Source organism: Trichococcus alkaliphilus (assembly GCF_003008695.1).
GTDB lineage: Bacteria > Bacillota > Bacilli > Lactobacillales > Aerococcaceae > Trichococcus > Trichococcus alkaliphilus.
Window position 1 is genome coordinate 12,124 of record NZ_PXZT01000022.1, and the last position, 25,155, is coordinate 37,278.

Sequence of the window (25,155 nt, forward strand, 5' to 3'; positions counted from 1 at the left end):
TCGCCTCAGAAACGGCGAATCGTTTTTTGTGTATTGTTCAGTAAAATTAGGCAAGCAGGATCACTTATCGGATGGCAGCTCCGCATTCGGTTTCCAGAGCCGCAACCAATTTGGCGAAGGCTTTGTTGATGTCTTCATCGACAAGCGTCGCTTCAGGGTTCAGGAATGACATGGAATAAGCCACCGACTTCTTGCCGTCCTCGATGCCTTTGCCTTGATAGATATCGAACAGATGGACATCCTTCAGGAATTTTCCGCCGTTTTCCTTGATGGTCTTTACAATCTGTTGGTGTGTGACGGTCTCATCAACCAATAAAGCCACATCGCGGGTCACGCCAGGGAATTTAGGGATCGGCTGTTGCGTGATCACTTCTTTCGGTGCGGCGATGATCGCTTCGAAATCGATTTCGAAGGCATAAGTTTCCTTCAGGTCATAGGCATTTGCCGTTGCAGGATGGACTTGGCCGACATAACCGATATAGGCATCGCCCAGATAAACGGCAGCCGTTCTGCCTGGGTGCATCCATTTCAGGTCTTTGGCAGCTTCGAAACGGATTTGATCGCTCAGGCCCATCGTTTCGAAATAACCATCCAATACCCCTTTGGCATGGTAAAAGTTGACGGGTTCAGCAGCCATTTGCCAATCTTTTTGGTAGGCCATTCCTGTCATCACTCCGGCCAAACGTTCTGCCTCAATCGGCAAAACGCGATCAGCTGACGGGAAGAACACCCGACCGATTTCATAAAATTGGATATCCGTGTTCTTGCGGGCAACGTTGTAAGCGGCGTTGTCCAGCAACGTGCTCAACAAGTTCATCCGCAGCGTGCTGCGGTCTTCGCTCATAGGCCAAGCCAAACGGATGCCTTCCTTGTCTTCGACTGCGTATTCTCTCGCTTTTTCGGCGGTAGTCAGGACATAGCTGATGTTCTGGGTCAGTCCCGCACCTTCCATGAATCTTCTGGTGATGCGCATCGTATGTTGTTTAGGCGTCAATGCAGTAGGCAAAGCTGGTGTGATCGGCAATGTTTCCGGAAGGTTGTCGTATCCGTAGATGCGTGCGACTTCTTCCAGGATATCCGCATAGATGGAGATATCCCATCTTCTCGGCGGCACAGAAACGCTGAATGTTTCGCCGTCAAATGTCGATGCAAAGCCCAACTGGTTGAAGATGGCAGTCACTTCCTCGCTGGAAATGGCAGTCCCCAACGAACGGTTGATTTTTTCCAAAGTGATGACCACTTCCGTATCCTTCACTTCCACAGTATCGATAGAAGCCGTACCGGCAACGATTGTTCCCCCTGCCAACTCGTGAATCAGCTCAGCGGCATGTTGTCCAGCTGTGCGGATTGTCGCTACGTTGATGCCTTTTTCGAAACGGGAACTGGATTCGCTGCGCAAGTTGAACTTCCCAGCTGTTTTGCGGATCAAAACCGGATTGAACAATGCCGCTTCCAATGCGACAGTCACGGTTTCATCGGTGATTTCCGAATCCAGACCGCCCATGACGCCCGCCAATGCAATCGGCGCAGTGCCGTTCGTGATGACGATGTTATCCGTGTCCAGCGTTCTTTCCACTCCGTCAAGAGTAGTCATCATTTCGTTCGCTTTGGCACGGCGGACGATGATTTCCTTGGAACCGATTTGATCATAGTCGAAAGCGTGCAGCGGCTGGCCGTATTCCAACAGGATGTAATTCGTGATGTCGACTACGTTGTTGATCGGACGGATGCCGCCGTTCATCAGTTTGTTCTGCAGCCAAAGCGGACTTTCCGCAATTTTTACGTCTTTGATCACTTGGATATGGTAGGCAGGCGCATCGTTCGTGTCCTCAACGGCAACTTTGATGTAATCCGCTACAGAACCTGTTTTTCCGGAGACAGGAGCCTCCGGGAATTTCAGTGTTTTGTTGTAGATGGCTGCGACTTCATAGGCGGATCCGCGCATGCTTAAAGCATCGGCACGGTTCGGCGTGATATCGATATCCAGGATCGCATCATCCAGTTCCAATAAGTCTACGACTTCCGTTCCGGGAACAGCTTCAGCAGGCAGTACAAAAATCCCGTCCGCATATTTTTTGGAAACAACACTTTCAGAGTAGCCCAATTCAGCCAACGAACAAATCATTCCGTTCGATTCTTGACCGCGCATTTTGCCCTTCTTTATTTTTGCGTTGCCGGTGATCCGTGCGCCATGCAAAGCCACGATGACTTTTTGCCCGACAGCCACATTCGGCGCTCCGCAGACGATCTGGATCGGTTCCTCAGCCCCGATATTCACTTGGCAGACATGCAGATGGTCAGAATCAGGATGGTCGACCACGGATAACGTTTCGCCGACAACGATTTTGGACAAGCCTTTGCCAGGATAGACGACGTCGTCCACCTCGATACCTGTTCGGGACATTTTTTCAGCCAATTCTTCAGGTGTTACATCAGATAGATCTAAATACTCTTTTAACCATTTATAGGAAACTTTCATTTCATTACTCCTTCACATCAAATTGACTTAAGAATCGGATGTCGTTTTGATAGAAGTGGCGGATGTCATCCACTCCATATTTCAACATCGCTACACGCTCTTGCCCAAGCCCGAAAGCAAAACCGGAATATTTCGCGGAATCGATCCCCGACATTTCCAAAACATTCGGATGCACAATGCCGGATCCCAAGATTTCGATCCAACCGGTTTGTTTGCAGACGTTGCAGCCGGATCCGCCGCATTTGAAGCAGCTGACATCGACTTCGACAGAAGGTTCAGTGAACGGGAAGTAGCTCGGACGCAAACGGATTTCGCGCTCTTCGCCGAACAATTTTTTGGCGAAGACGGCAAGCGTGCCTTTAAGATCAGCCAAAGTGATGTTCTCGCCGATGACCAATCCTTCAATCTGGTGGAACTGGTGTGAATGGGTCGCGTCATCGCTGTCGCGGCGGTAGACTTTCCCCGGGCTGATCATCTTCAATGGTCCTTTGGAGAAGTCATGCTTCTCCATCGTGCGCGCTTGGACGGGTGACGTATGCGTACGCAACAACAATTCACCGGTGATGTAGAAAGTGTCCTGCATATCACGGGCCGGATGATCTTTCGGAAGATTCATCTTTTCGAAATTGTAGCTGTCCTGTTCCACTTCTGGGCCGTCCACAATCTTGTAACCCATGCCCAAAAACAGATCCTCGATTTCTTCGTTGATCTGCGTCAAGACATGTGTCGTGCCTTGGGCGATTTTTTTGCCAGGCAAGGTGACATCGATCGTTTCAGCCGCGATTTCGGCTTCCATTTTTTTGATTTCCAGCGCATCTTTTTTGGCTTGGATGGCGGCTTCGATGTCGTCGCGCAGTTCATTCGCCAAAGTTCCGATGACGGGACGCTCCTCAGGGCTTAAATCCTTCATCCCTCTCAAAGCTTCTGTGATCGGCCCTTTTTTCCCTAAATAGGAAATGCGGACTTGATTCAATGCCTGCAGATCCTCTGCAGATTCGACTTGATGTAAGGCATCTATACGTAATGTTTGTAATTTTGCTTTCAATTCCATGTTCTGTCCCCTTTTCTTGAAAAAATGCAAAAAAATCCCATCCCTGGTAAGGGACGAGATTTTCGTGGTACCACCCTTGTTTCGCTGCAAGCAACGACACTTCATTTGTTTAACGGTAATAAACCGGAACTTTATTCATTGCACAGGGCAAATCCCAAAGTCAGCTCGGGGAGTGAAAAATCACAATCGGCTTCTATAAAGGCTCGCAGTCAATGGCCATTATTCCCTGAAAAAAGCTGCAGATCGTGAAGGTTCCCTTCAACGCTTTTCATATTCATTTTACTTACTTTGCCAGTTTACCCGGAAATGCCGCTTCCGTCAAGTTCGGATTAGACCCAAGCATCCGACCAAGATTGGATTTCCAGCATCACATTGTTCAAAGCTTTCCCTTTTTCGGACAATCCATACATCACTTTGATTGCCGCCGCAGGATTTTCGGTTCTTACTACAATTTTTTCATCTTCCAGCTCTTTTAAGCGTTCTACTAATACTCGATCACTGACATTAGGTATCTGCACGGCCAATTCCTTGAATCGTTTATCTCCGTCCATCAAGACTTCGATGATTAAGCCGGTCCATTTTTTCCCTAAAATAGAGAATGTTTTTTCAAACTTTGGACAAATACATTTTTTTACTTCCAGCATTTCATTCACAGCCTTCACCTCTTTGACCTATTATAAACACCCTCATTTCCCCTGTCAAAGGGAATGTGCCTTTTGTCACAAAATGTTTACAAAAAATAAGCATCCTGCTCTGCAATCTGCACTAACTGAATTAATTCCTCAGAAAAATGCTTGTGGCCGCCGCTTCATTCCATCCAAAAAGGAAAAGAATCACGAATGAATCTAGTCAGGAATTCGGCAGTCTGCTTGCTCGCATACAAAAAGTTCATGTCTGTTTTCTATAATAGGATAGGAATTTCACAAAGGCAACACTTTTTCACGTTTAATTGAAAAAATCGCGTTTTTTTCATGCATTTCTTCAGCCGACGAAGTGATAAAGCAAAATTCCAGCCGCAACGGCGACATTCAGAGACTCCGCTTCGCCGAAGATCGGGATGTACAGATTTTGATCCGTCAATGCTAATATTTTTTTTGAAACGCCATTCCCTTCGTTGCCGAGCACAAGCGCAACCGCATCGGTCGGGGATACGGTACGGTAATCGACAGCCGCTTCATTCAGTTCGGTTCCGTATACCCGGATACCGCTGTTCTTCAATTCGGGGATCACCTCTTGCAGATCGCCACGATAGACAGGCAGGTGGAAATGGCTTCCTTGCATGGAGCGCAGCACTTTGTCATTGTAGAGATCCACCGATCCCTCCCCCAAAATGACCCCTGCATACCCGGCAGCATCCGCCGTTCGGATAATGGTGCCGACATTTCCTGGATCCTGAACCTGATCCAAAAGGATGTATTTGCCTCTGTATTCCAAAATCGGAGCGGCTTCAGGAATCTGAACGATCGCAACGACTCCTTGCGGTGTCTCGGTTTGAGCCAAGCTGGCCAGGATTTCCGGGGAAACAATGATGATGTCTCTTTCGCCAATCTGCAGATCCGACTGTTCGTGAAAAGCTTCTGTCATCAAGACTTCATGGATGTTCGCATCTGCTTTGATGGCTTCCTTCAAAAGATGCGTCCCCTCGATCAGATAAGCGCCCGCCTCTTTCCGGCCTTTAGCGGTCTGCAGTTTTTTCCATTGTTTTACTTTTTGATTTTTCATCGATGCTATCTTTTCCATTTTGTAACTCCTCAGTTCAACATATTCCCTATTATAACGCATCATTACCCTTTTCGTTGCAAAAAAAAGAGAAGGGGTCAGAAAATCCTGATCGCTTCTCTATATTTTTTCTATGTCTTCTCGGATTCTTATCCGCCGATGTAATTTACAGGGTTTACTACTGCGCCATTTTCCTGTACTTCAAAGTGCAAGTGGACGCCGGTCGAGCTTCCTGTCGTACCCATCACGCCAACTTGTTGCCCTTGGCTGACAGTTTGACCTGGAGCCACCAACAAGCCCGGTTGCATATGGGCATATAACGTTTTAACGTTTACACCATTGATTGTGCCGTGGTTGATGACGACATAATAGCCATAGCTTGCATGATAAGTAGCTGTTTCAACTGTTCCTGATTGCGCTGCTGAGATCGCTCCGCTGCCTGCGATATCAACGCCACGATGGAATTCGATCGATCCGCCGAATGGAGAAACGCGATTTCCGAATGGAGAAGAGATGTAGCCGCTAGCCGGTCTCAAGAATCCGCTGGAATTCACTGAATAGCTGGGTGTTGTTGTCGTTGTTGCGACAGATGCCGTCAAGTTATTGGCAGCTGCTGCTGCGGCAGCTTCCGCTGCTGCGATGGCTGCTGCTTCTGCCTCGGCTACTGCAATTGCTTCAGCAGTGATGCGGGCTTGTTCAGCCGCCATGTCATTGCTGATTGTTTCTGTTTGTGAAGCCAAGTCAGCTCTGGTTGATTCCAAGCCATTTTTCTCGGCTTCAGTCAACTCATAGTTCTCGATGACTTGCGCGATTTGTACGTCGATTTCAGCTTTTTGGGCTACGACATTATTTTTTGAAATCAAAATGTCTTGTCTCAATGCTTCAGCGGCAAGTTTTTCTTCTTCAACAGCCACTTTGCTGTCTTCGACTTTTTGCTGATCTGCTTCCTGTTGTTCCACAATGTCCTTGTTGGCAGTCACAATCTTTGAAACGACCGTGATTTTTCCGACTAGGTCAGAGAAATCCTCTGAAGACAACAGCATTGAAGCTATATCCGTAACACCCGCATCCGTTTGGATATAACGAGCCTGCGTATTTAATTTTTCGGTTCTCTGGTCGATGACCACTTGTAATGCTTCAATTTCAGCTTGCAATTCCAGAATCTTTGATTCGATATCAGCTAATTTTTGTTCTTGAGCCGCTAATCGGTTCATCAATTCATCCAATTGCGATTGAAGTTCATTCACTTTCGTTTCCAAGTTTGCTTTTTCGGATTCCAAAGTATTCAATGAATTTGATTTTTCTTCAATCTGCGATTGAATCGTATTCGTTTCTAATTGCAAAGCATCTTTTTGTTGTTGTAATTCTTCCAATGTAGCCGCTTGAGCAGTAAATCCACCTGCAATCGGACTAAGCAATAAGATTGATGCGAACAACGCGATATGTTTTTTTCCCAATTATACTTCTCCTCCTGTTTCTTCTACGAGATGAAGTATATCAAAGTTAAAATACTATTACATGATAGAAATATGACAATTGTATTTCAATTTGTTACGGCAGTCGTAAATTCTGAAATGTTGTTCATATTTGCACAATGCCTTCTGAAGACAGCCATCATTTGATTGTTTGCGCTTGCAGCGATATACTTAACCTATACCAAGCAGTGCCTCCGCCATCGCTCTTCAGGAAAGAAAGGAGCAAAAGCATGAAAATCGATCAAAAAAATTTGCATAAACCAGGTACGGATAATCTCCCTCCTGGCGTCTACAAAGAAGTTGGCCCTAGAGGGGGGAAAATCACCGGCAGCAAAGAAGTCCACATTGTCGAAGGGCACAGACTTCCGCCTACAAATAAAGCCGGAAACAAATGGATCAAAAAAGACTGATTATTCGCCTATTACTGATCACTTGAACGATTCAGGACGGAGGAACCTTGGATTTCACTTCAGAAAAGGACCGTGCAGCTCGAGCCGCACAGTCCTTTTTTTGTCTGATGCATTATTTTGCCAACAGTTCTTTGATGATTTTGGAGACGAGCGCTTTGTCGGCTTTTCCGTCCAGCACTTGCATCGAGAATTTCATCGCATCCTTCAACGACATTTCGGCTACCCCGTTTTCGGCCAAAAAGAAGCGGACTTCTCTTTCATCCATCATTTTGGGGACATAAGCCTCCAAAATGGCTAATTTTTTCTGGTTCTCTTCAATCAGGTCAGTGCGGTCGACTTGTTTCGCATAGTCGATGGCTTCGTTGTTTTTCTTGATGTCCTTCAGAAAAACATGGATTTGCTCTGCTTCGGTCATCTCGCGTTTGTTGTCGATCAAGAACGAATCGTACTCCGTTTTGATGAGGCGCAGGACGTCCGCCTTCAACGTGTCTTTGTCTTTTCTTGCTTGGATGAAGTCCTTGTTCACTTTTTCTTTCAATGTCATGATTACAGGTCTCCCTTCGATTCATTAGTATGGGCTGTTTTGATAATTTTTTGCTGCAAGGGTCAGCCTTCACCCCTCATTTTAAGGAAAAGAAGCTGAATTGGCAAATCTCTGCTACCCGTTCCGGATATTGGCTGGGTTGCATGCCTGAAAAACACAATGAAAACAGATGCTGTAGATGGCGTATAACCATCATGAGCGGTAAAATTAGGGCGAACAAAATACCCTTCAGAAAGTACTCCAATTCATTCGCGAAAGAGGGTGTAAGCATGTCATACTTTTGGACTTTTGAATCAGATTTACCGAGCGGCATGGGCGTGGAAACATTCAGTTCAGCTCATATTATTGTCCTTATCCTATTTTTTATTATCACCCTTTTGGTAATCCAGATCTATCGCAAGCAGACTGTTTTTGGCCGAAGAAGCATAAAAATGACGATAGTTACCTTACTGATTATGCTTTATTTTTCGCGCTGGATTTGGTGTGCCTTTTTCGGTGATTTTTCCTTCTTTTTGAGCCTGTTGCTTCCACTGCACCTCTGCAGCGTATCAGCAATAATGGGGACAGCCGCTGTTTTTTCAAACAAGCATCTGTTTCAAGAATTCATCTATGGAATCAGTTTGCCGGGCGGTTTGGTCGCCATGTCAAACCCTAATCTGGGGCCTTATCCTCTATTAAGTTTCAATTTTTTGGAATATACTCTGACACACACGTTGCTGATTCTGCTTCCTTTGCTTTTTGTGTTCGGAGATGGCTTTCGTCCTGATATCAAAAGCTTACCGCATTCCCTCTACTTGGCCGCGCCATTTGTCGGGATAGCTTTCTGGGTCAACCAAACAATCGGCAGCAATTATATGTTCCTGAACCGTATAGAAAAAGGGACTCTGCTTGTGCTTTTCGACAAGTGGCTGGGAACACCCGGCTACTTGATTGCAGTCCTCGGATCCATCGTCATCGTCTGGGCTGTCCTTTACGCGCCCTTTGAAATTTCCAGAAGAAGGAATTTTTCGGGATGACGAATCGGCCTGAAGTGGATATACCAAAAAACAGAAATGCTGATTGAACAGCATTTCTGTTTTTTTTTAACGGTATAAACTATTAAATAGTATGTTTATTTCAGCAATTCATACATGGCATCCGCGTAGATGGCAGTCGCGCGGAATAGATCATCCAGAGCAATGAATTCGTTCGCTTGGTGCATTGTATCGATGCTGTCGGGGAACATCGCGCCATAGGCAACGCCTCGTTCCAACAGGCGTCCGTAGGTTCCGCCGCCGATGGATTGTTCATGCCCCTTCAGGCCTGTATGTTTTTCGTAGACAGCCAACAACGTTTTAACCAACGGATCGTCAGCAGGGACGTAATGCGGCAATTTGCCGTGTCCGCCTTTTACGATCGTCACGCCATAGGAAGCCAATGCCGCTTCCAACTTGATTTCGATGCCTTCTTCGGAAACGCCTTGCGGGTAACGGAAGTTCAAAGCGACTTCGCCGCCAGTTGTGGGTGTGAAGGTGAAAATGCCGGCATTCATGGTCAATTCGCCCATGACCGAATCCGTGTAAGCCAAGTTCAATTTCTTTGCATCATGCTGCAGGTGGATGCGGTCCGCGATCATTTCAAGGAAAGTGGCCGCTTGTCCGCCGAAGTTGAATTTGTTCAGGAAAGCGGCAAGATAAGTGCCCGCGTTCACGCCGGCAGCCGGATTCATGCCGTGAGCGGCTTTACCGATCAATTCAATTGTAACTTGTTCGCCTTCCACAGAAATTGTTCCCTTGACCGGATTATTCTCAAGGAAAGCAGCGAATGCCTGCTCAATTCTTTCGGCCTCCGGGCTGTTGAATACGGCAGTCGCATCCTGAGGGACCATGTTTTCGCGCAGGCCTGCATCAAAGCTCAGCAACTCGTTCTTGCCGCCTTTGTTGTCGCCTCTGAATTGGACCATGAAGGTCTGCATGCCTTTTTCACCATTGATGATCGGGAACTCGGCATCCGGAGAAAAGCCGAAATCCGGAATCCGTTCGTTCTCGAGATAGTGGTCCATGCATTTCCAGCCGCTCTCTTCATCCGTGCCGATGATGACGCGGACCTTTTTGGAAATCGGCAATTTCAGGTCGCGGATGATCTTCAATGCATAATAGGCAGCCATCGTAGGCCCCTTGTCATCGCTGGATCCGCGGGCGTAGATGCGGTCATCGATGATGACAGGCACGAAAGGATCCGTATCCCAACCGGTTCCGGTAGGCACAACATCGACGTGGCCGAATACGCCCATCAATTCTTCGCCTTCTCCGAATTCGATATGTCCAGCCAGATTGCCGACATTTTTCGTGGTGAAACCGTCGCGTTCGCCGATAGCCAAGAAGGCCTCCAGAGCTTCTTTAGGGCCTGGTCCGACCGGGGCGTCTGGGGTTATTTTCGAATCGTCCCGCACACTGTCGATCCGCAATAAAGTGAATAAATCCTCCAGCAGTTCCGTTTTTCTGACTTCCACTTCTTTTTTCCAATTGATTTCCATATGCACACATCCTAACTTAAAATATCATGCTATCATCATATCATTTTTGGCAAAATAACCAAATAAAAGCTTGGTATTTAGGCCCAACAATCCGCAATTTCTTAGCCTTTTTTAATCGAGTCCGGCAGATGTTCCCGCAATGCCGCAAGTTCCTCATCACGCAGCGGACGATAGTCCCCTTTTGCCAATTGCTTGTCCAAATGCAGGGGCCCCATTGTCAATCGTTTCAGGAAGGTGACCTCTTTTCCGCAGGCCAGCACCATCCGTTTCACTTGATGGAACTTCCCTTCTTTGATCGTGATCTCAACCTCCGAGCTATCCTTTTCCTCATCATAGCGCAGGAGCTCCAGTTTTGCCGGCAGGCAACGGTAGCCATCTTCCAGTATGAGCCCTTCAGCAAAGGCTTTTTGGTCTTCTTCCGTCATCCGACCGGCAACTTCCGCGAAGTAGATCTTGTCCACATGCCGTTTCGGCGACAGCAGGAAATGCGCCAATTTACCATCGTTCGTCAACAGCAGTAACCCTTCCGTATCCTTGTCCAGTCGGCCCACGGGAAAGAGCTCCTGCTGATGCAGTTCGAAAGCCAACAGGTCGATGACCGTCTTTTGGTGATTATCCTCCGTCGCACTGAGGACGCCCTGCGGTTTGTTCATCATCAGGTAAGTGAATTCCTGGTAGCTGACAGGATCGCCTCCGACCAGAATTGTGTCCTTTTCGCTGTCCACTTTGGCTTCGGCTTTCGTTTCAACTTTTCCGTTCACCGTCACCGATTTCTTTTTCAATAACACTTTGACTTCTTTTCTGGATCCGAATCCGGAATTCGACAGCAATTTGTCCAAACGCATATTTTTCTCCCTTATAAACCAAAAAGCACCCACTAAGGCTGCTTTTTGGTTTTGTTTATTTTTATTTGATGCGCATTTTTCTGCGCAAACCGTTCGCTTTGGCGCCCAAAATGTCATCAGCGATGCGCAATTTTAGGGTCAGGAACAAGTAGACGAAGCCTCCGACTGCCGCTACGATGGCGACAACTACGAGTGCCGTCAACTTGCGATCGATTGGAATGACGAGCATGCTGGCTTTCAAGGCGATGAACGCGCAGGCCGTCATGACTAAGGCGACTGCCAAAATTTTACCGGTTTTTCTCAACGTGTCAAACAGCCCGAAATGGGTCAAGTGATAGATTTTCCATCCGCTCAAGAGCACCGTCACGATGAATCCTATCGTCGTGGCAACCAATGCGCCTGCCGTATCGAACAAAGCCAACATTGGATACTGCATGAGCACTTTGACCGCTAGTCCAACCAACAGATAGGAGATCATTGTCTTATGTCGGCTCAACGACTGCAAAATCGACCCCAGAACCGTGAACAGACCCAAAACGATGCTCATTAAAGCCGATACCGCCAATAGCGTAGGACCTACCGGATGAAGCGGATAGAACACGTTGTAGATCGGTTCCGAAACAATCATCATCCCCAATGATGCCGGAAGCATGATGAAAGCGAAAAGTTGGATGATCTCCCTCACCTGGCTCTGCAGCACACGGAAGTTTCCTTTCGTGAACTCGGCCGCAATCAGAGGCACCGCTGCTGTGGCCATCCCGACCGCCAAAGAAACGATGATCATGATCAGTTTGTCGGCGTTGAAACTGAACAGTCCAAAAAGATCCTCGATTTCTTTGCCGGAGTAGCTCGTCAGGTTCTCCATCATTGGTTTGAACGTCACTTGGTCGATCAGCTTGGCGAAAGTGATGCCTGAGCCGATCAGGATGAACGGGATCGATTCCTGCAGCATGCTCTTGATGGCCGCAGTCGTCTGGATGTTGCTTGAAGGTTCACTGTTGGTGATCAACGGTTGATATTCGGCCATTTTCTTTTTGTAATAAAAAAGAAGGATTATGGTTGCAACGATTGCGCCCATAAACGCCGCAAAAGTGGAATGCGCAACCGCTGTGGCGATGCTGCCGTCCAGAAGTTGCATCACGATGTAGGTGGCTCCCAAAAGATACACTACCCTGCCGATCTGTTCGAACACTTGCGAAATAGCTGAAGGCACCATATCCTGGTAGCCCTGGAAAAAACCGCGCATCAAGCTCATGCCGGGCACCAACAATAAAGCCGGAGCCAACGCCCGGATCACCAATGCGCCGTCTTCAGGCGACGCGGCTGGGCTGTTCTCAGCGATCATCGGTGCCAAACCGTACATCAATGCGGCACTGACCGCACCCGTCAAAATCATGAAGAACATGCTCTTCTTGAAGATGTCGATCCCGGTGCGGTATTGATTTTTTGCATTGTATTGGGCCACCTGCTTGGACATCGCTGCAGGGAAGCCTGCTATCCCGATCGAAAGGAACAGCTGATAAGGTGTGTAGCCTATCGAATAAAGGGCATTGGCCGTGTTGGCCGCATCCGTCGAACCCATCAAGGCATTCCATGGGATGATGTAGAGCGCGCCGATCAAGCGGGAAAAAATGCTCCCGAAAGTCATCCAAAAAGTCCCCTGCACCATCTTATTGTTGGTTGTTTCATTTTCTTCGTTAACTTTTCTATCTGTTGACATTTGCAACCTGCTTTCTTCCCGATGAATGAAAGAGAATAATAATACCATCACTCAAGTATTTTACCAAAAATCCGGGGTTTTTCAATCTATAGCAGTCTTATTTTGCAAAATCCTAATAATTTCAGAATCATCCCTGAAATTCCCAGGCTGAACGAACTATTTATTTGCATGCGTTTTCATACCAACACCTAAACGTTTATGGTAAAATGTAAGTGTGGAAAAGAACTGGGCCAATCCGTTTTTTTGCCAAAATCACAATTCGTAGTCACTTGGCTTTAAACGCTGTCACGCCAACCATGTCGCACAGACTGCAATAGAAAAGAGGAATAAAAATGAACACCTCAAGAAAGGGGTTCAGACATTTATTCGGAGTCATCCTTTCGCTCCTGCTTTTCTTCACCTTTTCGGCAACACCCGCTTTGGCTGCTACCTCGCAGATTATTTACCAAGGCTCAACATCCAATAAGGTTGTTGCCTTAACGTTTGATGATGGATCGGATGGATACTACGTCCAATCAATTCTGAACACATTATCAGCCAATAATGTAAAAGCCACATTCTTCCTCACTGGTCAAGGTGCTGAAAATCATCCGCAGGCAATCAAGAACATTGTCGCAGCTGGCCATGACATCGGAAACCACTCCTATAATCATCCGGATTTCACAACCGTATCGACGACCGAAATGATAAACCAACTCAACCGAACCGAAACAATCATCACAAACCTCACAGGCAAGAGCACAAAACCATTCTTCCGCGCTCCTTTCGGATCCTATAACAGTACCGTCCTGCAAACAGTCGGAAATGCCGGATACACGTACACATTCCAATGGACAATCGATACGCTCGACTGGACGGGTAATTCATCCACTGACATCTACAACCGCGTCATCAACAACGTCGTGCCGGGAGCCATTGTATTGATGCATGCCGGATATGGCGCCAACGGGACGAATGCCGCATTGCCGAACATGATCAATCAGCTGCGTGCAATGGGCTACTCGTTCGTGACCCTTTCTCAGCTTATGAACACCACAAGCACGCCGGGGACAGGTTCAGGAACTAACTACACCGTCCAAGCGGGCGACACGCTTTATGCAATTGCCTTGCGTTATGGTGTGACTGTCCAAGCGATCGTTAATGCAAATGGCATCACCAACGCCAACCTGATCCGCGTCGGACAAGTTTTGACGATTCCGGGAACAAGTACGCCGACAACCCCTACGACGCCTACAACGCCGACGACCGGCACAACTTACACAGTCAAAGCCGGGGATACCCTGTATGCGATCGCCTTGCGGTATGGCGTGACGGTCCAACAGATTGTTACCGCCAATAATATCGCCAACGCCAATCTGATCAGTATCGGCCAGGTGTTGACGATACCTGGTACCGGAACGCCGACGACTCCAACTACGCCGACAACGGGAACGTCCTATACAGTCAAAGCCGGGGATACTTTATATGCGATCGCGCTTCGCTATGGCGTAACCATCACGCAACTCGTGAACGCTAACGGCATAACCAATCCGAACCTTATCCGTGTCGGTCAAGTGTTGATCATCCCTTAAGTATTTCCACAAAAACATATTTAAAAGAACACACCTAATAAAGAGAACGCACACCCCGTCAGAGTTGGGGTATGCGTTCTCTTTATTATTTCAGATTAATTCGCTACAATATTGACCAATTTGCCTGGGATGGCGATGGTTTTTCTGACGGTTTTGCCTTCGATGCCTTCTTTGATGACACTGTTTTCCAATGCCAATGCAATCATGTCATCATTGGAAATATCAGAGGGAACCATTTCTTTTGTTTTCACTTTACCGTTGATCTGGAAAACGACTTCGATCTCGTCTTCGATAAGGAAAGATTCATCATAAGTTGGCCATGCAACGTAGGAAATGCCTTCCGGTTTGCCCAGTTTCACCCAAAGCTCTTCACCGAAGTGAGGCGCGACCGGAGCAAGCAATTGAACAAAGCCAGTGACGTATTCGAACGGCAATGCATCCACTTTGTAGGCTTCATTGATGAAGATCATCATTTGCGAGATTGCCGTATTGAAGTGCAGATTATCGTAATCCTCGGTTACCTTCTTGACTGTCTGATGGTAAACCTTGTCCAATTCATGCGTATTGATGGTTGTGATACGGTCGCGCATCTTATCATTTTCATCCAAAAGCAGACGCCAAATGCGATCCAGGAACTTGCGGCTGCCTTCGATGCCGCCTTCACTCCATGTCGATGATGCATCCAACGGTCCCATGAACATTTCGTACATACGGAGTGTATCTGCGCCATATCTTTCCACGATGTCATCCGGGTTGACGACATTCCCTTTGGATTTGGACATTTTTTCATTGTTTTCGCCCAAGATCATGCCTTGGTTGTACAATTTTTGGAACGGCTCTTTCGTCGGAACGATACCGATATCGTAAAGGAATTTATGCCAGAAGCGCGCATACAGCAGATGAAGCACCGCATGTTCAGCACCACCGATATAAAGATCGACGTTCTGCCAATAGTCCAGTCTTTCATTTGAAGCAAGATCATTGCGGTTATGCGGATCCATGAAGCGCAGGAAGTACCATGAGCTGCCTGCCCATTGCGGCATTGTGTTGGTTTCGCGTCTGCCTTTCATACCTGTAACAGGATCGACAACATTGACCCATTCAGCGATGACGGCAAGCGGGGATTCCCCAGTGCCGCTCGGTTTCACTTGATCGGTCTTCGGCAACAGCAATGGCAGTTCATTCTCAGGAACCGTTGTCGAGGTGCCGTCTTCCCAGTGGATGACTGGGATTGGTTCGCCCCAATATCTCTGTCTAGAGAACAACCAATCGCGCAGACGATAGGAAATCACTTTTTCGCCCAATCCGTTTTCGGACAACCAGTCATTCATCTTCAAAATCCCTGTCGCTTTATCCAATCCGTTCAGGAAGTCGGAGTTGATGTGCAAGCCATCTTCCGTATAGGCTTCCTCTTCGACGTTTCCGCCTTCTAGGACGGGAATGATCTCCAAATCGAATGTTTTGGCAAATTCATAGTCGCGGGTGTCATGGGCAGGAACAGCCATGATGGCGCCGGTTCCGTATGTCGCCAAAACATAGTCGGCGATCCAGATCGGGATTTCTTTGCCGTTCACCGGGTTGATCGCATAAGCGCCAGTGAATACGCCGGTCTTTTCTTTCGCAAGCTCCGTACGGTCCAGATCGCTCTTCAGTGAAATGGAATCGATGTAAGCTTTAACAGCTTCGGCTTGCTGACCTGACATGATTTCCTTCACCAATGGCAATTCAGGCGCCATAACCGCATAAGTAGCGCCGTACAACGTGTCCGGTCTGGTCGTGAAGACTGTGAAGTCTTTATCCGTATCTTTGATTTTGAAAGTGACGTTCGAACCTTCAGAACGGCCGATCCAGTTCCGTTGCATCTCTTTGATGCTTTCAGGCCAGTCCACCAATTCCAGATCATCCAGCAGGCGTTCTGCATAGGCAGTGATTTTCAGCATCCATTGTCGCATCGGTTTGCGGTAGACCGGATGGCCGCCACGTTCGCTGACGCCATCGACAACTTCTTCATTGGCAAGTACGGTGCCTAGCGCCGGACACCAGTTGACGGAAACTTCCGCCTCATAGGCCAAACCTTGTTCGTACAATTTTGTGAAGATCCATTGCGTCCATTTGTAGTAGCTTGGATCCGTCGTATTGATTTCGCGGCTCCAGTCATAGCTGAATCCCAATGATTGGATCTGACGCTTGAAAGTCTTGATGTTAAGCTCGGTAAAATCAGCCGGATCATTACCAGTGTCCAACGCATATTGCTCAGCCGGCAATCCGAAAGCATCCCAACCCATCGGATGCAACACGTTAAATCCTTGTGCGCGTTTTGCGCGGGCAACGATATCCGTCGCCGTGTAGCCTTCCGGATGGCCTACATGCAAGCCTTGGCCGGATGGGTAAGGGAACATATCCAATACATAATATTTCGGTTTCCCGCCCTCTTCGGTCGTTTTGAAGGTGCGGTTGTCTGCCCAATATTTTTGCCATTTTTTCTCGATCGTTTTATGCGTATAACCCATTTCCAGCAACATCCTTTTCTTTTCATTCATCCAAACAGGCGATTGGCCATAAAAAAAGTCCCATAGGCAGCGTCCATCACTGGTTCTGCCTATAGGACGAGTTTTTTCGTGGTACCACCTATATTGAATGTCTTTGCATTCCTTATCATGCCTGTAACGCAGCGATGCGGTCCCGCTTACTGATGCTTTCGGCGGAACAACTCAAAGGCGAGTTCAAGAGGCTCTTTGTGCATTTTCACCACCCATGCACTCTCTTCAAAAAAGCTGCTCCCTACTAATCCTTCTCTATGTTTGTTTCAGTTATGAATTGATTCATCTGCTATTTTAACAAATAAAACTCATTTCATCAAGACTTGATGCCCGTAATAGTCATTCGGCTGATGACTTAGAAAGTGATGACTTGACCGACATAAATGACGTTGGACGTAATATCATTCGCTTCGATCAAAGCTGCTAAGCTAACGCCACTCTTCTTAGCAATGCTGTACAAAGTGTCGCCTTTTACGACAGTATACGAATTGGCTGATGCTGCAGGCGCACTAGTCGTTGGTGCTGTTGCCTGCACAGAAGTTGTCGTTGCAGCCACTTTCAGCGATTGGTTCACAAAAATGATATCCGTGCTCAAGCTGTTCCAAGTCTTCAGGTCGGCAACCGAAACGCCATTAGCGGATGCGATTTTATAGAGCGTATCCCCTTTTTGGACCGTGTACACTTTGTTCGTGACAGTCGGAACGGAAGGTGTAGTTACAGCCGGCGTCGTTACGACTGTAGAAGTACTCCCGGTCGTTGCCGTGGCTTTCACCTTCAACGTTTGACCCGGATAAATATAATCGGAACTCAGGTTGTTCAGTGTCTTCAATTCAGTTACCGTCAGGCTGTTTGCATTTGCGATTTTCCAGAGCGTATCGCCGGTTGCCACTGTGATCGTGCTCGTCGCAGTCGACGTTGTCGGCGCTGTTGTCGTCGGCTGGGTAACGGTTGGTGCAGTGACTGTCGTGCTCTTGAGCGTCAGCACTTGCCCTGGCACAATGACATCAGAAGTAAGATTGTTCAATGTTTTCAGTGCCGATACGCTCAAACCGTTGGCGTTCGCGATTTTCCAAAGCGTATCGCCTGACGCTACCGTGATCGTACTTGCAGTCGACGGTGTTGTTGGCGTCGTTGGTTGCGTCACACTCGGTGTTGTCGTAGTTTGTTTAAGCAACAATGTTTGGCCTGGAACGATGACGTCGCTCGTCAGATTGTTCAGCGCCTTCAGTTCAGCTACACTTAGACCGTTTGCGTTTGCAATTTTCCAAAGCGTGTCGCCTGATGAGACCGTTACGTTACCGCTTGTTGTACCCGGCGTCACTGTCGGGGTTGTCGGTGTGGTTGGCGTTACCGTGGCCGCGCTCTTCAAGAGCAGTGTTTGCCCAGTAAGAATCGCATCATTAGTCAGGTTGTTCAGCGTTTTTAATTCTGATACCGTCAAACCGTTTGCGGTTGCAATCTTCCACAAAGTATCTCCGGACACGACAACAACGCTGCTGCTTGTGGTTGGCGTCGTTGTTGGTGTTGTCACTCCAGGCGTCACAGTAGTGGTGCTATTGATGTAGTTCACCGGATTGACGACGGTACCGTTTTCCTGCACTTCAAAATGCAGATGGACTCCTGTCGAGCTGCCGGTAGTTCCCATCACGCCGATTTTTTGTCCTTGGCTGACGGTCTGTCCTACGGATACCGAAAGACCGGATTGCATATGCGCATACAATGTTTTGATTGTCACACCATTTATCTTGCCGTGGTTGATGACGACGTAATTGCCGTAGCTGTAATGATACGTGGCGACTTCCACAACGCCTGCTTGCGACGCTGAAATATTGCCGCTGCCTGCAAGATCGATGCCTCGATGGAATTCCAATGCACCATTGATTGGAGACGTACGGTATCCGAATGGAGATGAAATGTATCCGCTGGCCGGTTTGATGAAAGCACCTGTGATAGTGGTTCCCGTAGTTCCCGTATTCGTTCCGGTAGTTGGCGTTGTAGTGCCTGTCGAAGTACCGGTAGTTTTCAAAAGCTGACCCGGGTAGATCGCATCGGAAGTCAGACTGTTTGCGGTCTTCAATGCGGCAACGGTCATGCTGTTCGCATTCGCAATCGACCACAGTGTATCACCAGATTTAACCGTGTAGGATTGGGTAGACGTTTGCCCCGTATTGCTGTTTGATCCATTCTCGGTCGTATCCGGAGTAGTCGTTGTCGCTTTGCCCAACAATAACTTCTGGCCTACGTAAATGGTATCGCTCGTCAGCGTATTCAAACTCTTCAATTCACTGATCGTCAAGCTGTTCGCGGAAGCGATTTTGTAAAGTGTATCGCCAGCGATTACCGTATAAGATGCAGCTGTCGTAGTTGATGGCGTTTCGGTTGGTGTGGTTGGCGTAGTTGTTTCTTCATCCACTTCTTCCTCGACTACGACACTATCAGGCAATACCAGACGGTCCCCTACATAGATCATATTGGAATTCAATTTATTCAGTGACAACAGATCGACTAACGAAATCCCGTATTTTTTAGCGATAGCGTATAATGTGTCTCCGGATTGGACAACATGGAATGCATCCCCCGCTTGGACTGGTGTTTCGGGCGTTGTCGGTGTTTCAGCTTCTTCGGTATCCTCTGTAGGTTCAGCGGGTGTCTCTTGTTCTGCAGTATCTTCGTCTGTATTCTCCGGAAGCTCAACAGTAGGCAGCTCAGGAGTTTCAGTCGGCGTTTCGAAATCGATATTGCCTGCATCCGGTTCTTCAACCTCTTCTTCGACGACAGGTTGATAGTTATCGTATTGATCCAAGCCGTACTGCGCAATGATCCTGTTCAATTTGGTGCTGTAGGCTGTGTCCGTCGCATAGCGGCCGGTCAGGTAAGCCGTGGCGTCCTGATAGGTGGCTGCATTGCTCTTCCATGCGCCGGCATAATAAGTCGGATTCCAGCTGGTCCCGTTTGCCAGAAGAGCAGCATAATCCTGCAAAGATTCCGCGTAAGAAGGATATTTTCTGAATTCGGCGTTGATGGAATAATAATTCTGTCCACCACTGTCTTCCAAGGTTTCCATATTGATGGACTCGCCATTGTATTCCCCTTTAATACCGAACAGGTTGTAGTTGGGAGCCTTCGATAAAGTGCTTGTACCCCAGCCACTTTCCAGAATGGCTTGGGCCATCATCACGGAGGCGTACAGATCATTTTGCGCAGCGATTACGGTTGCGGACGGGATGATCTGGTTCAAAAAGGGATTAGTGGAATATACTTGTGTATCCGTTGTTCCAAGCGTAGTCGTCTCTGCTGCCAAAGCCAGTTGGACTGGCTTCACAACAGTTGTCATAAAGAACGATGTGCTCAACACCGCTACGCTGCGCTTCAGTCTTTTATTCGTGGTGATAAAAGAATTGATCAGTTGTTCTTTTTTCTTTTGGTCGATGCGTTCGTTTCTGGATAACACCAAAATATACCACTCCCTGTATCAATAATACTGCCTATTTGGCAGTGAAAAACATCTGAATTAATAAAATAATGGAAATAATTTAAATTTCTTTTAAGAAAATCATCCAATATATCTATTATATGTTTGTTTCCCAAATTTTTGAATGGCTTTCATAACCATATTTAATATTTAATAATTGAAATGAATCTGTAACAATCCTTTCTGTTACTTAAAAGTAAGCCCTTTCTCCATTCGACTTACCTCTTAATGTAACACAAATCGTCAAATAGTCTACTGACTGGTCAAAAATCATGATAAAATGGACAGTGAGGTGAAAGTATTGACAAATCAATTTTTATACAGTGACACAAATAAACGTTACCATACATGGAATTACCATCTGCAACAACACTTTGGCGAAAAGATATTCAAAGTCGCCATCGACGGCGGTTTTGATTGCCCGAACCGCGACGGCACCGTCGCACATGGCGGCTGCACCTTCTGCACCGTTTCCGGATCCGGCGATTTCGCCCAAGACCGGATCGATCCGCTGCCTGTCCAATTGCGCAAAGGCATCGACATGATGCACAAAAAATGGCCGAATGTAAAAAGCTACATCGCCTATTTCCAGAACTTCACCAATACGCACGCACCGGTGGACATCCTGCGCCACCGCTATGAACAGGTCGTCAACGAGGAAGGCATTGTAGGCATCATGATCGCAACACGCCCGGACTGCCTGCCGCCGGAAACAATCGAATACTTGGCTGAACTGAACAAGCGCTATTATATATGGGTGGAATTGGGACTTCAGACCATCCATGAGGAAACAAGCAAAATCATCAACCGCGCACATTCTTATGATACTTACCTGAAGGCAGTCGAAGAACTGCGTGCGCATAATATACCGGTGTGCACCCACCTCATCAACGGGCTTCCGGGCGAAACCCATGACATGATGATGGAGAGCGTCAACCGTGTCATCCTGGATTCGGATATCCAAGGCATCAAGATCCATTTGCTGCATTTGATGAAAAACACCAAAATGCTTCGGGACTATCATCAAGGCAGGCTAAGATTGCTGGAGAAAGACGAATATGTGGAACTCGTCTGCGACCAACTGGAAGTCATTCCACAAGAAATCGTCATCCACCGCATCACCGGTGACGCACCGCGGGACACCCTCGTCGGTCCAATGTGGAGCCTCAAAAAGTGGGAAGTGCTGAACGCAATCGACCATGAGCTGGAACGCCGCAATACCTATCAAGGGATCCACAATATCAGAAATAAGGTTGCGGAAGATGTTATGGTCCGCAGTGGACTTCAGTCATAAATTTATGAAATAGAAAAAAAGGAAAGCGTTCCGGCAATACCGGTCGCTTTCCTTTTTTAAATTTGTGGTTTTGAGCTTAAAATTATTTGCCAGCTTGGACATATGAAAGCAAAGCTTCTGTTTTGTCCGTCTTCTCCCAAGTGAAATCAGCATCTTCACGGCCAAAATGTCCGTAAGCTGCAGTCTTTTTGAAGATTGGGCGACGCAGATCCAACATTTGGATGATGCCTGCTGGCGTCAAGTTGAAGTTTTTGCGTACCGCTTCTATCAAAGTGGCTTCTGGATACTCGCTTGTCCCGAACGTATCGATCGCAATCGATACAGGTTCAGCAACACCGATAGCATACGCCAATTGGATTTCGCATTTTGTAGCTAAACCAGCCGCAACAATGTTCTTCGCGATGTAACGGGCCGCATAACTTGCGGAACGGTCAACTTTTGTAGCATCCTTACCTGAGAACGCACCGCCACCATGACGCGCATACCCACCATAAGTGTCAACGATGATCTTTCTTCCTGTCAGACCGGAATCACCTTTAGGTCCGCCGATAACGAAGCGTCCTGTAGGATTGATGAAGTATTTAGTGTCAGCATCCAATAATGCGTCGTCGATGACCGCATGGATGACATGCTCCAAAATATCTTTTTTCAATTGTTCCAACGTGACATTCTCATCATGTTGCGTGCTCAAAACGATTGTGTCCACACGTTTCGGTTTGCCGTTCTCATCGTATTCCACGGTAACTTGCGTTTTTCCGTCCGGTCTTAAATATTCCAAAGTACCGTCTTTGCGGACTTCAGATAGACGTTTCGCTAACTTATGACTAAGCGAAATAGGTAAAGGCATCAGTTCTTCCGTTTCGTTGATCGCAAAACCAAACATCAAACCTTGGTCCCCTGCCCCGATTTCATTGTAATCCGTAGTCACTGACTCTCTGCGTTCCAATGATTCGTTGACGCCGATTGCGATATCGTCGGATTGTTCGTCCAAGGATACCATTACAGCTAAATTATCCGCATCAAAACCAAATTTACCACGTGTATAACCAATTTCAGTTACAGTATCGCGGACAATCTGTTGGATGTTTACGTATGCGCTTGTAGTGATCTCACCAAAGACAACTACCAGTCCTGTCGTGACGATCGTTTCGCAAGCAACACGCGCATTTGGATCAGCAGCCAACAGTGTATCCAGAATTGCATCGCTGATTTGATCAGCAATTTTATCCGGATGACCTTCCGTTACTGACTCTGAAGTAAATAATCTTTTTTCTACCATTTTTCATTCCCCCATTTTTTGGTTACAAGGCGTCTTCACATATTGTGAATCCTATCGGGATATTGCAATTAGCCTCTGAAAAGCAACATACCTAATATACGCTATCATCGTCGAAAAAGCAACAAAAAATAAGAGAATTTCATCTTTGCGCCACGGAAGGTGCCCACAAAAACTTACTCCTCCAAACATTTTCTGGTCGCTTTTGACTCTTCAGTGGCTTGACATCGCAATGACGTTACCCTATGATGAATTTGCGCAATATATATGAGCTGATACCCTAACTGTACCCATTAATTAAGAAGGAAGAGATTATGCTGACAATCAAGAAACAATTCATGCACCTGATGAACCACACCTTTTTAGCGATGCTGACAGCCCCTTTGACTTTGCTTCTTTTCGGAGCATGGAGAGGTATGACATTCAACGGACCCAACTATCTGCTGCTTTTCATGCTTTATCTATTTCTGATGTTTACCCATGCCCTCGAACGGCTCCTTTCGAAGAGTGAACAATCCGGCGCCAAACTCCCATATAAAATGATTCTCTTTTTCGGGATCCTTTCGATTGGATCGTTGGCCAGCATTTCCTCTATATCGAACCTGATCCTGGCTGCCATTCTTTTGCTGTATTTTGTTTACTCGATTTTGCAATTTTATCCGTACAGTATGACAAATACTTTTTACGAGATATTGCTTAGACCTTTCTTCAAAGTACTAATCCTTTCGTCCATAGCCTTCTTCTCGCAGGCAAACTTTATTCCACTTCAGCTGCAATACGAATTGTTTCCATTGATCCTATTCCATATCTTTGGTTTGATACAGATTCAGATCAAGAATACTGCGGGCAGCGATCGCCCAATGACTTATTATCAACAATTGCTGATGAAACACTCAAAATCTTTGAAAATGACTTCCTTCCTGCTTGCCTATACGACAGCAATCTTGCAAATATTGAATCTCAGCAGCTCGCTATGGGCCATCATCTTATTCGGCTTGTCCGCTCTACTGGTCTTTCCTTTATTCAAGCGAAGATTTCAAGTCACCCTCAGAATTGAACAATATCTGGCCAACTACAGTTTTCTTTTCACAATGGGCTATTCCTTACTATTTTTGGTATAACAGAAACAGGCAGTTGCACCGGTCAATCGACTGGTGCAGCTGCCTGTTTACGTATAAGAAAAAAGCACTCAAAAGAGTGCTTTGCAATGATGATCCGTACGGGAATCGAACCCGTGTTACCGCCGTGAAAGGGCGGTGTCTTAACCGCTTGACCAACGGACCATAAAGATAGCAAAAATGGGCCTAAATGGACTCGAACCATCGACCTCACGCTTATCAGGCGTGCGCTCTAACCAGCTGAGCTATAGGCCCTACAAAAGCGCATGACGCGAATCGGATTCGCGATATTAGATCCTCATTCAACTGAAATCAGAATCAATTGCGGGGACAGGACTTGAACCTGTGACCTCCGGGTTATGAGCCCGGCGAGCTGCCAACTGCTCCACCCCGCGATAATAATATTATGACCCAAAGGCCATGACAATGATCCGTACGGGAATCGAACCCGTGTTACCGCCGTGAAAGGGCGGTGTCTTAACCGCTTGACCAACGGACCATAAGATTGAAAATAAATAATGCAATGGAGGTTGACGGGATCGAACCGCCGACATTCTGCTTGTAAGGCAGACGCTCTCCCAGCTGAGCTAAACCTCCATAATGCTGGAAACAATGATCCGTACGGGAATCGAACCCGTGTTACCGCCGTGAAAGGGCGGTGTCTTAACCGCTTGACCAACGGACCATAAAGATAGCAAAAATGGGCCTAAATGGACTCGAACCATCGACCTCACGCTTATCAGGCGTGCGCTCTAACCAGCTGAGCTATAGGCCCTTCTTAAAAAAAGCGGGTGAGGAGAATCGAACTCCCGACATCAGCTTGGAAGGCTGGGGTTTTACCACTAAACTACACCCGCATGGCGGCTCCGACGGGATTTGAACCCGCGATCTCCTGCGTGACAGGCAGGCATGTTGACCCCTACACCACGGAACCATGCGTTAAAAAAGTAACACTGTGGACTTGCATCCAATTGCGGGGACAGGACTTGAACCTGTGACCTCCGGGTTATGAGCCCGGCGAGCTGCCAACTGCTCCACCCCGCGATAATAATATTATGACCCAAAGGCCATGACAATGATCCGTACGGGAATCGAACCCGTGTTACCGCCGTGAAAGGGCGGTGTC

17 protein-coding genes, 10 tRNA genes, 1 riboswitch and 1 other annotated feature are annotated in these 25,155 nt (G+C 47.2%); of the genes, 5 read left to right on the forward strand and 22 right to left on the reverse strand.

Features of this window, described 5'->3' with window-relative positions:
* Positions 1-64 precede the first annotated feature (64 nt).
* The 5 genes from pheT to C7R73_RS13145 all read right to left on the reverse strand — a co-directional run bounded on the left by pheT (position 65) and on the right by C7R73_RS13145 (position 6,706).
* Positions 65-2,479, reverse strand: coding sequence for a phenylalanine--tRNA ligase subunit beta (gene pheT / locus C7R73_RS13125; RefSeq protein WP_106450941.1), 2,415 nt, complete (start codon positions 2,477-2,479; stop codon positions 65-67).
* Between the two features lie 4 nt (positions 2,480-2,483).
* Positions 2,484-3,530, reverse strand: coding sequence for a phenylalanine--tRNA ligase subunit alpha (gene pheS, locus C7R73_RS13130; protein ID WP_106450942.1), 1,047 nt, complete (start codon positions 3,528-3,530; stop codon positions 2,484-2,486).
* A gap of 329 nt (positions 3,531-3,859) precedes the next feature.
* Entirely contained in the window at positions 3,860-4,174 is a 315-nt protein-coding gene (locus C7R73_RS13135; protein WP_425445175.1) for a winged helix-turn-helix transcriptional regulator, read from the reverse strand.
* A gap of 337 nt (positions 4,175-4,511) precedes the next feature.
* Positions 4,512-5,270, reverse strand: a complete 759-nt coding sequence (locus C7R73_RS13140) for a TrmH family RNA methyltransferase (protein WP_106450943.1) — start codon at positions 5,268-5,270, stop codon at positions 4,512-4,514.
* A gap of 128 nt (positions 5,271-5,398) precedes the next feature.
* Positions 5,399-6,706, reverse strand: coding sequence for a murein hydrolase activator EnvC family protein (locus C7R73_RS13145; protein ID WP_106450944.1), 1,308 nt, complete (start codon positions 6,704-6,706; stop codon positions 5,399-5,401).
* A 248-nt stretch (positions 6,707-6,954) separates the two neighbouring features.
* On the opposite strand from C7R73_RS13145, the gene C7R73_RS13150 reads away from it, so the two are divergent.
* Complete coding sequence (locus tag C7R73_RS13150; RefSeq protein WP_106450945.1) at positions 6,955-7,134, forward strand: YjzC family protein; 180 nt, start codon at positions 6,955-6,957, stop codon at positions 7,132-7,134.
* A 112-nt stretch (positions 7,135-7,246) separates the two neighbouring features.
* Here the strand turns inward: C7R73_RS13150 and C7R73_RS13155 are convergent, their stop codons facing one another.
* Complete coding sequence (locus tag C7R73_RS13155) at positions 7,247-7,678, reverse strand: GatB/YqeY domain-containing protein (protein WP_106450946.1); 432 nt, start codon at positions 7,676-7,678, stop codon at positions 7,247-7,249.
* A 269-nt stretch (positions 7,679-7,947) separates the two neighbouring features.
* Here C7R73_RS13155 and C7R73_RS13160 point away from each other — a divergent pair, with 269 nt between their 5' ends.
* Entirely contained in the window at positions 7,948-8,694 is a 747-nt protein-coding gene (locus C7R73_RS13160) for a TMEM164-related integral membrane acyltransferase (protein ID WP_161525957.1), read from the forward strand.
* Between the two features lie 95 nt (positions 8,695-8,789).
* Here C7R73_RS13160 and pepV read toward each other — a convergent pair whose 3' ends face one another.
* From pepV to C7R73_RS13175, 3 genes are all read right to left on the reverse strand, one after another.
* Positions 8,790-10,193: a dipeptidase PepV gene (gene pepV / locus C7R73_RS13165; protein WP_106450948.1), complete on the reverse strand. Its 1,404-nt coding sequence runs from the start codon at positions 10,191-10,193 to the stop codon at positions 8,790-8,792.
* A 101-nt stretch (positions 10,194-10,294) separates the two neighbouring features.
* Complete coding sequence (locus tag C7R73_RS13170) at positions 10,295-11,038, reverse strand: pseudouridine synthase (protein ID WP_106450949.1); 744 nt, start codon at positions 11,036-11,038, stop codon at positions 10,295-10,297.
* Between the two features lie 61 nt (positions 11,039-11,099).
* Positions 11,100-12,758, reverse strand: a complete 1,659-nt coding sequence (locus C7R73_RS13175) for a putative polysaccharide biosynthesis protein (protein ID WP_161525958.1) — start codon at positions 12,756-12,758, stop codon at positions 11,100-11,102.
* 332 nt (positions 12,759-13,090) lie between these two features.
* Here C7R73_RS13175 and C7R73_RS13180 point away from each other — a divergent pair, with 332 nt between their 5' ends.
* Entirely contained in the window at positions 13,091-14,329 is a 1,239-nt protein-coding gene (locus tag C7R73_RS13180; protein ID WP_106450951.1) for a LysM peptidoglycan-binding domain-containing protein, read from the forward strand.
* A 95-nt stretch (positions 14,330-14,424) separates the two neighbouring features.
* Here the strand turns inward: C7R73_RS13180 and leuS are convergent, their stop codons facing one another.
* Both leuS and C7R73_RS13190 read right to left on the reverse strand, forming a co-directional pair.
* A complete protein-coding gene (gene leuS, locus C7R73_RS13185) occupies positions 14,425-16,839 on the reverse strand; it encodes a leucine--tRNA ligase (RefSeq protein WP_106450956.1) in 2,415 nt (804 codons plus the stop codon).
* Positions 16,840-16,928: 89 nt separating this feature from the next.
* Positions 16,929-17,136, reverse strand: a binding site (T-box leader).
* 88 nt (positions 17,137-17,224) lie between these two features.
* The gene (locus tag C7R73_RS13190; RefSeq protein ID WP_275658102.1) at positions 17,225-20,320 is read right to left on the reverse strand and encodes a LysM peptidoglycan-binding domain-containing protein; all 3,096 of its coding nucleotides are present in this window, start codon (positions 20,318-20,320) and stop codon (positions 17,225-17,227) included.
* Positions 20,321-20,642: 322 nt separating this feature from the next.
* On the opposite strand from C7R73_RS13190, the gene mnmL reads away from it, so the two are divergent.
* Entirely contained in the window at positions 20,643-21,635 is a 993-nt protein-coding gene (gene mnmL / locus C7R73_RS13195) for a tRNA modification radical SAM protein MnmL/YtqA (RefSeq protein WP_239992646.1), read from the forward strand.
* Positions 21,636-21,717: 82 nt separating this feature from the next.
* Here mnmL and metK read toward each other — a convergent pair whose 3' ends face one another.
* On the reverse strand, positions 21,718-22,914 hold the full coding sequence (metK, locus tag C7R73_RS13200; RefSeq protein WP_106450954.1) for a methionine adenosyltransferase: 1,197 nt from the start codon (positions 22,912-22,914) through the stop codon (positions 21,718-21,720).
* Positions 22,912-22,987, reverse strand: a riboswitch (SMK box riboswitch). (Overlaps the previous gene by 3 nt.)
* A gap of 238 nt (positions 22,988-23,225) precedes the next feature.
* On the opposite strand from metK, the gene C7R73_RS13205 reads away from it, so the two are divergent.
* Positions 23,226-24,032 (forward strand): hypothetical protein, encoded by an 807-nt coding sequence (locus C7R73_RS13205; protein WP_106450955.1) that lies wholly within the window; start codon positions 23,226-23,228, stop codon positions 24,030-24,032.
* 90 nt (positions 24,033-24,122) lie between these two features.
* On the opposite strand, the gene C7R73_RS13210 is transcribed toward C7R73_RS13205, so the two are convergent.
* From C7R73_RS13210 to C7R73_RS13255, 10 genes are all read right to left on the reverse strand, one after another.
* A tRNA-Glu gene (locus C7R73_RS13210) sits at positions 24,123-24,194 on the reverse strand.
* A gap of 16 nt (positions 24,195-24,210) precedes the next feature.
* Positions 24,211-24,284: transfer RNA gene (locus C7R73_RS13215), tRNA-Ile, on the reverse strand.
* Positions 24,285-24,351: 67 nt separating this feature from the next.
* A tRNA-Met gene (locus tag C7R73_RS13220) sits at positions 24,352-24,424 on the reverse strand.
* A gap of 32 nt (positions 24,425-24,456) precedes the next feature.
* Positions 24,457-24,528: transfer RNA gene (locus tag C7R73_RS13225), tRNA-Glu, on the reverse strand.
* A gap of 25 nt (positions 24,529-24,553) precedes the next feature.
* A tRNA-Val gene (locus C7R73_RS13230) sits at positions 24,554-24,626 on the reverse strand.
* A gap of 16 nt (positions 24,627-24,642) precedes the next feature.
* Positions 24,643-24,714 (reverse strand) — tRNA-Glu (locus C7R73_RS13235).
* 16 nt (positions 24,715-24,730) lie between these two features.
* Positions 24,731-24,804, reverse strand: a tRNA-Ile gene (locus C7R73_RS13240).
* A gap of 11 nt (positions 24,805-24,815) precedes the next feature.
* Positions 24,816-24,886, reverse strand: a tRNA-Gly gene (locus tag C7R73_RS13245).
* Between the two features lies 1 nt (position 24,887).
* Positions 24,888-24,963: transfer RNA gene (locus tag C7R73_RS13250), tRNA-Asp, on the reverse strand.
* A 37-nt stretch (positions 24,964-25,000) separates the two neighbouring features.
* Positions 25,001-25,073, reverse strand: a tRNA-Met gene (locus C7R73_RS13255).
* Between the last annotated feature and the right edge of the window lie 82 nt (positions 25,074-25,155).

Coding starts and splice junctions, on each gene's coding strand:
- C7R73_RS13175 (WP_161525958.1), bottom strand. CDS start 12,758: ATGTCAACAGATAGAAAAGTTAACGAAGAAAATGAAACAACCAACAAT.
- C7R73_RS13135 (WP_425445175.1), bottom strand. CDS start 4,174: ATGCTGGAAGTAAAAAAATGTATTTGTCCAAAGTTTGAAAAAACATTC.
- C7R73_RS13205 (WP_106450955.1), top strand. CDS start 23,226: ATGCTGACAATCAAGAAACAATTCATGCACCTGATGAACCACACCTTT.
- leuS (WP_106450956.1), bottom strand. CDS start 16,839: ATGGGTTATACGCATAAAACGATCGAGAAAAAATGGCAAAAATATTGG.
- C7R73_RS13170 (WP_106450949.1), bottom strand. CDS start 11,038: ATGCGTTTGGACAAATTGCTGTCGAATTCCGGATTCGGATCCAGAAAA.
- pepV (WP_106450948.1), bottom strand. CDS start 10,193: ATGGAAATCAATTGGAAAAAAGAAGTGGAAGTCAGAAAAACGGAACTG.
- C7R73_RS13180 (WP_106450951.1), top strand. CDS start 13,091: ATGAACACCTCAAGAAAGGGGTTCAGACATTTATTCGGAGTCATCCTT.
- C7R73_RS13160 (WP_161525957.1), top strand. CDS start 7,948: ATGTCATACTTTTGGACTTTTGAATCAGATTTACCGAGCGGCATGGGC.
- pheS (WP_106450942.1), bottom strand. CDS start 3,530: ATGGAATTGAAAGCAAAATTACAAACATTACGTATAGATGCCTTACAT.
- pheT (WP_106450941.1), bottom strand. CDS start 2,479: ATGAAAGTTTCCTATAAATGGTTAAAAGAGTATTTAGATCTATCTGAT.
- C7R73_RS13150 (WP_106450945.1), top strand. CDS start 6,955: ATGAAAATCGATCAAAAAAATTTGCATAAACCAGGTACGGATAATCTC.
- C7R73_RS13140 (WP_106450943.1), bottom strand. CDS start 5,270: ATGGAAAAGATAGCATCGATGAAAAATCAAAAAGTAAAACAATGGAAA.
- C7R73_RS13155 (WP_106450946.1), bottom strand. CDS start 7,678: ATGACATTGAAAGAAAAAGTGAACAAGGACTTCATCCAAGCAAGAAAA.
- metK (WP_106450954.1), bottom strand. CDS start 22,914: ATGGTAGAAAAAAGATTATTTACTTCAGAGTCAGTAACGGAAGGTCAT.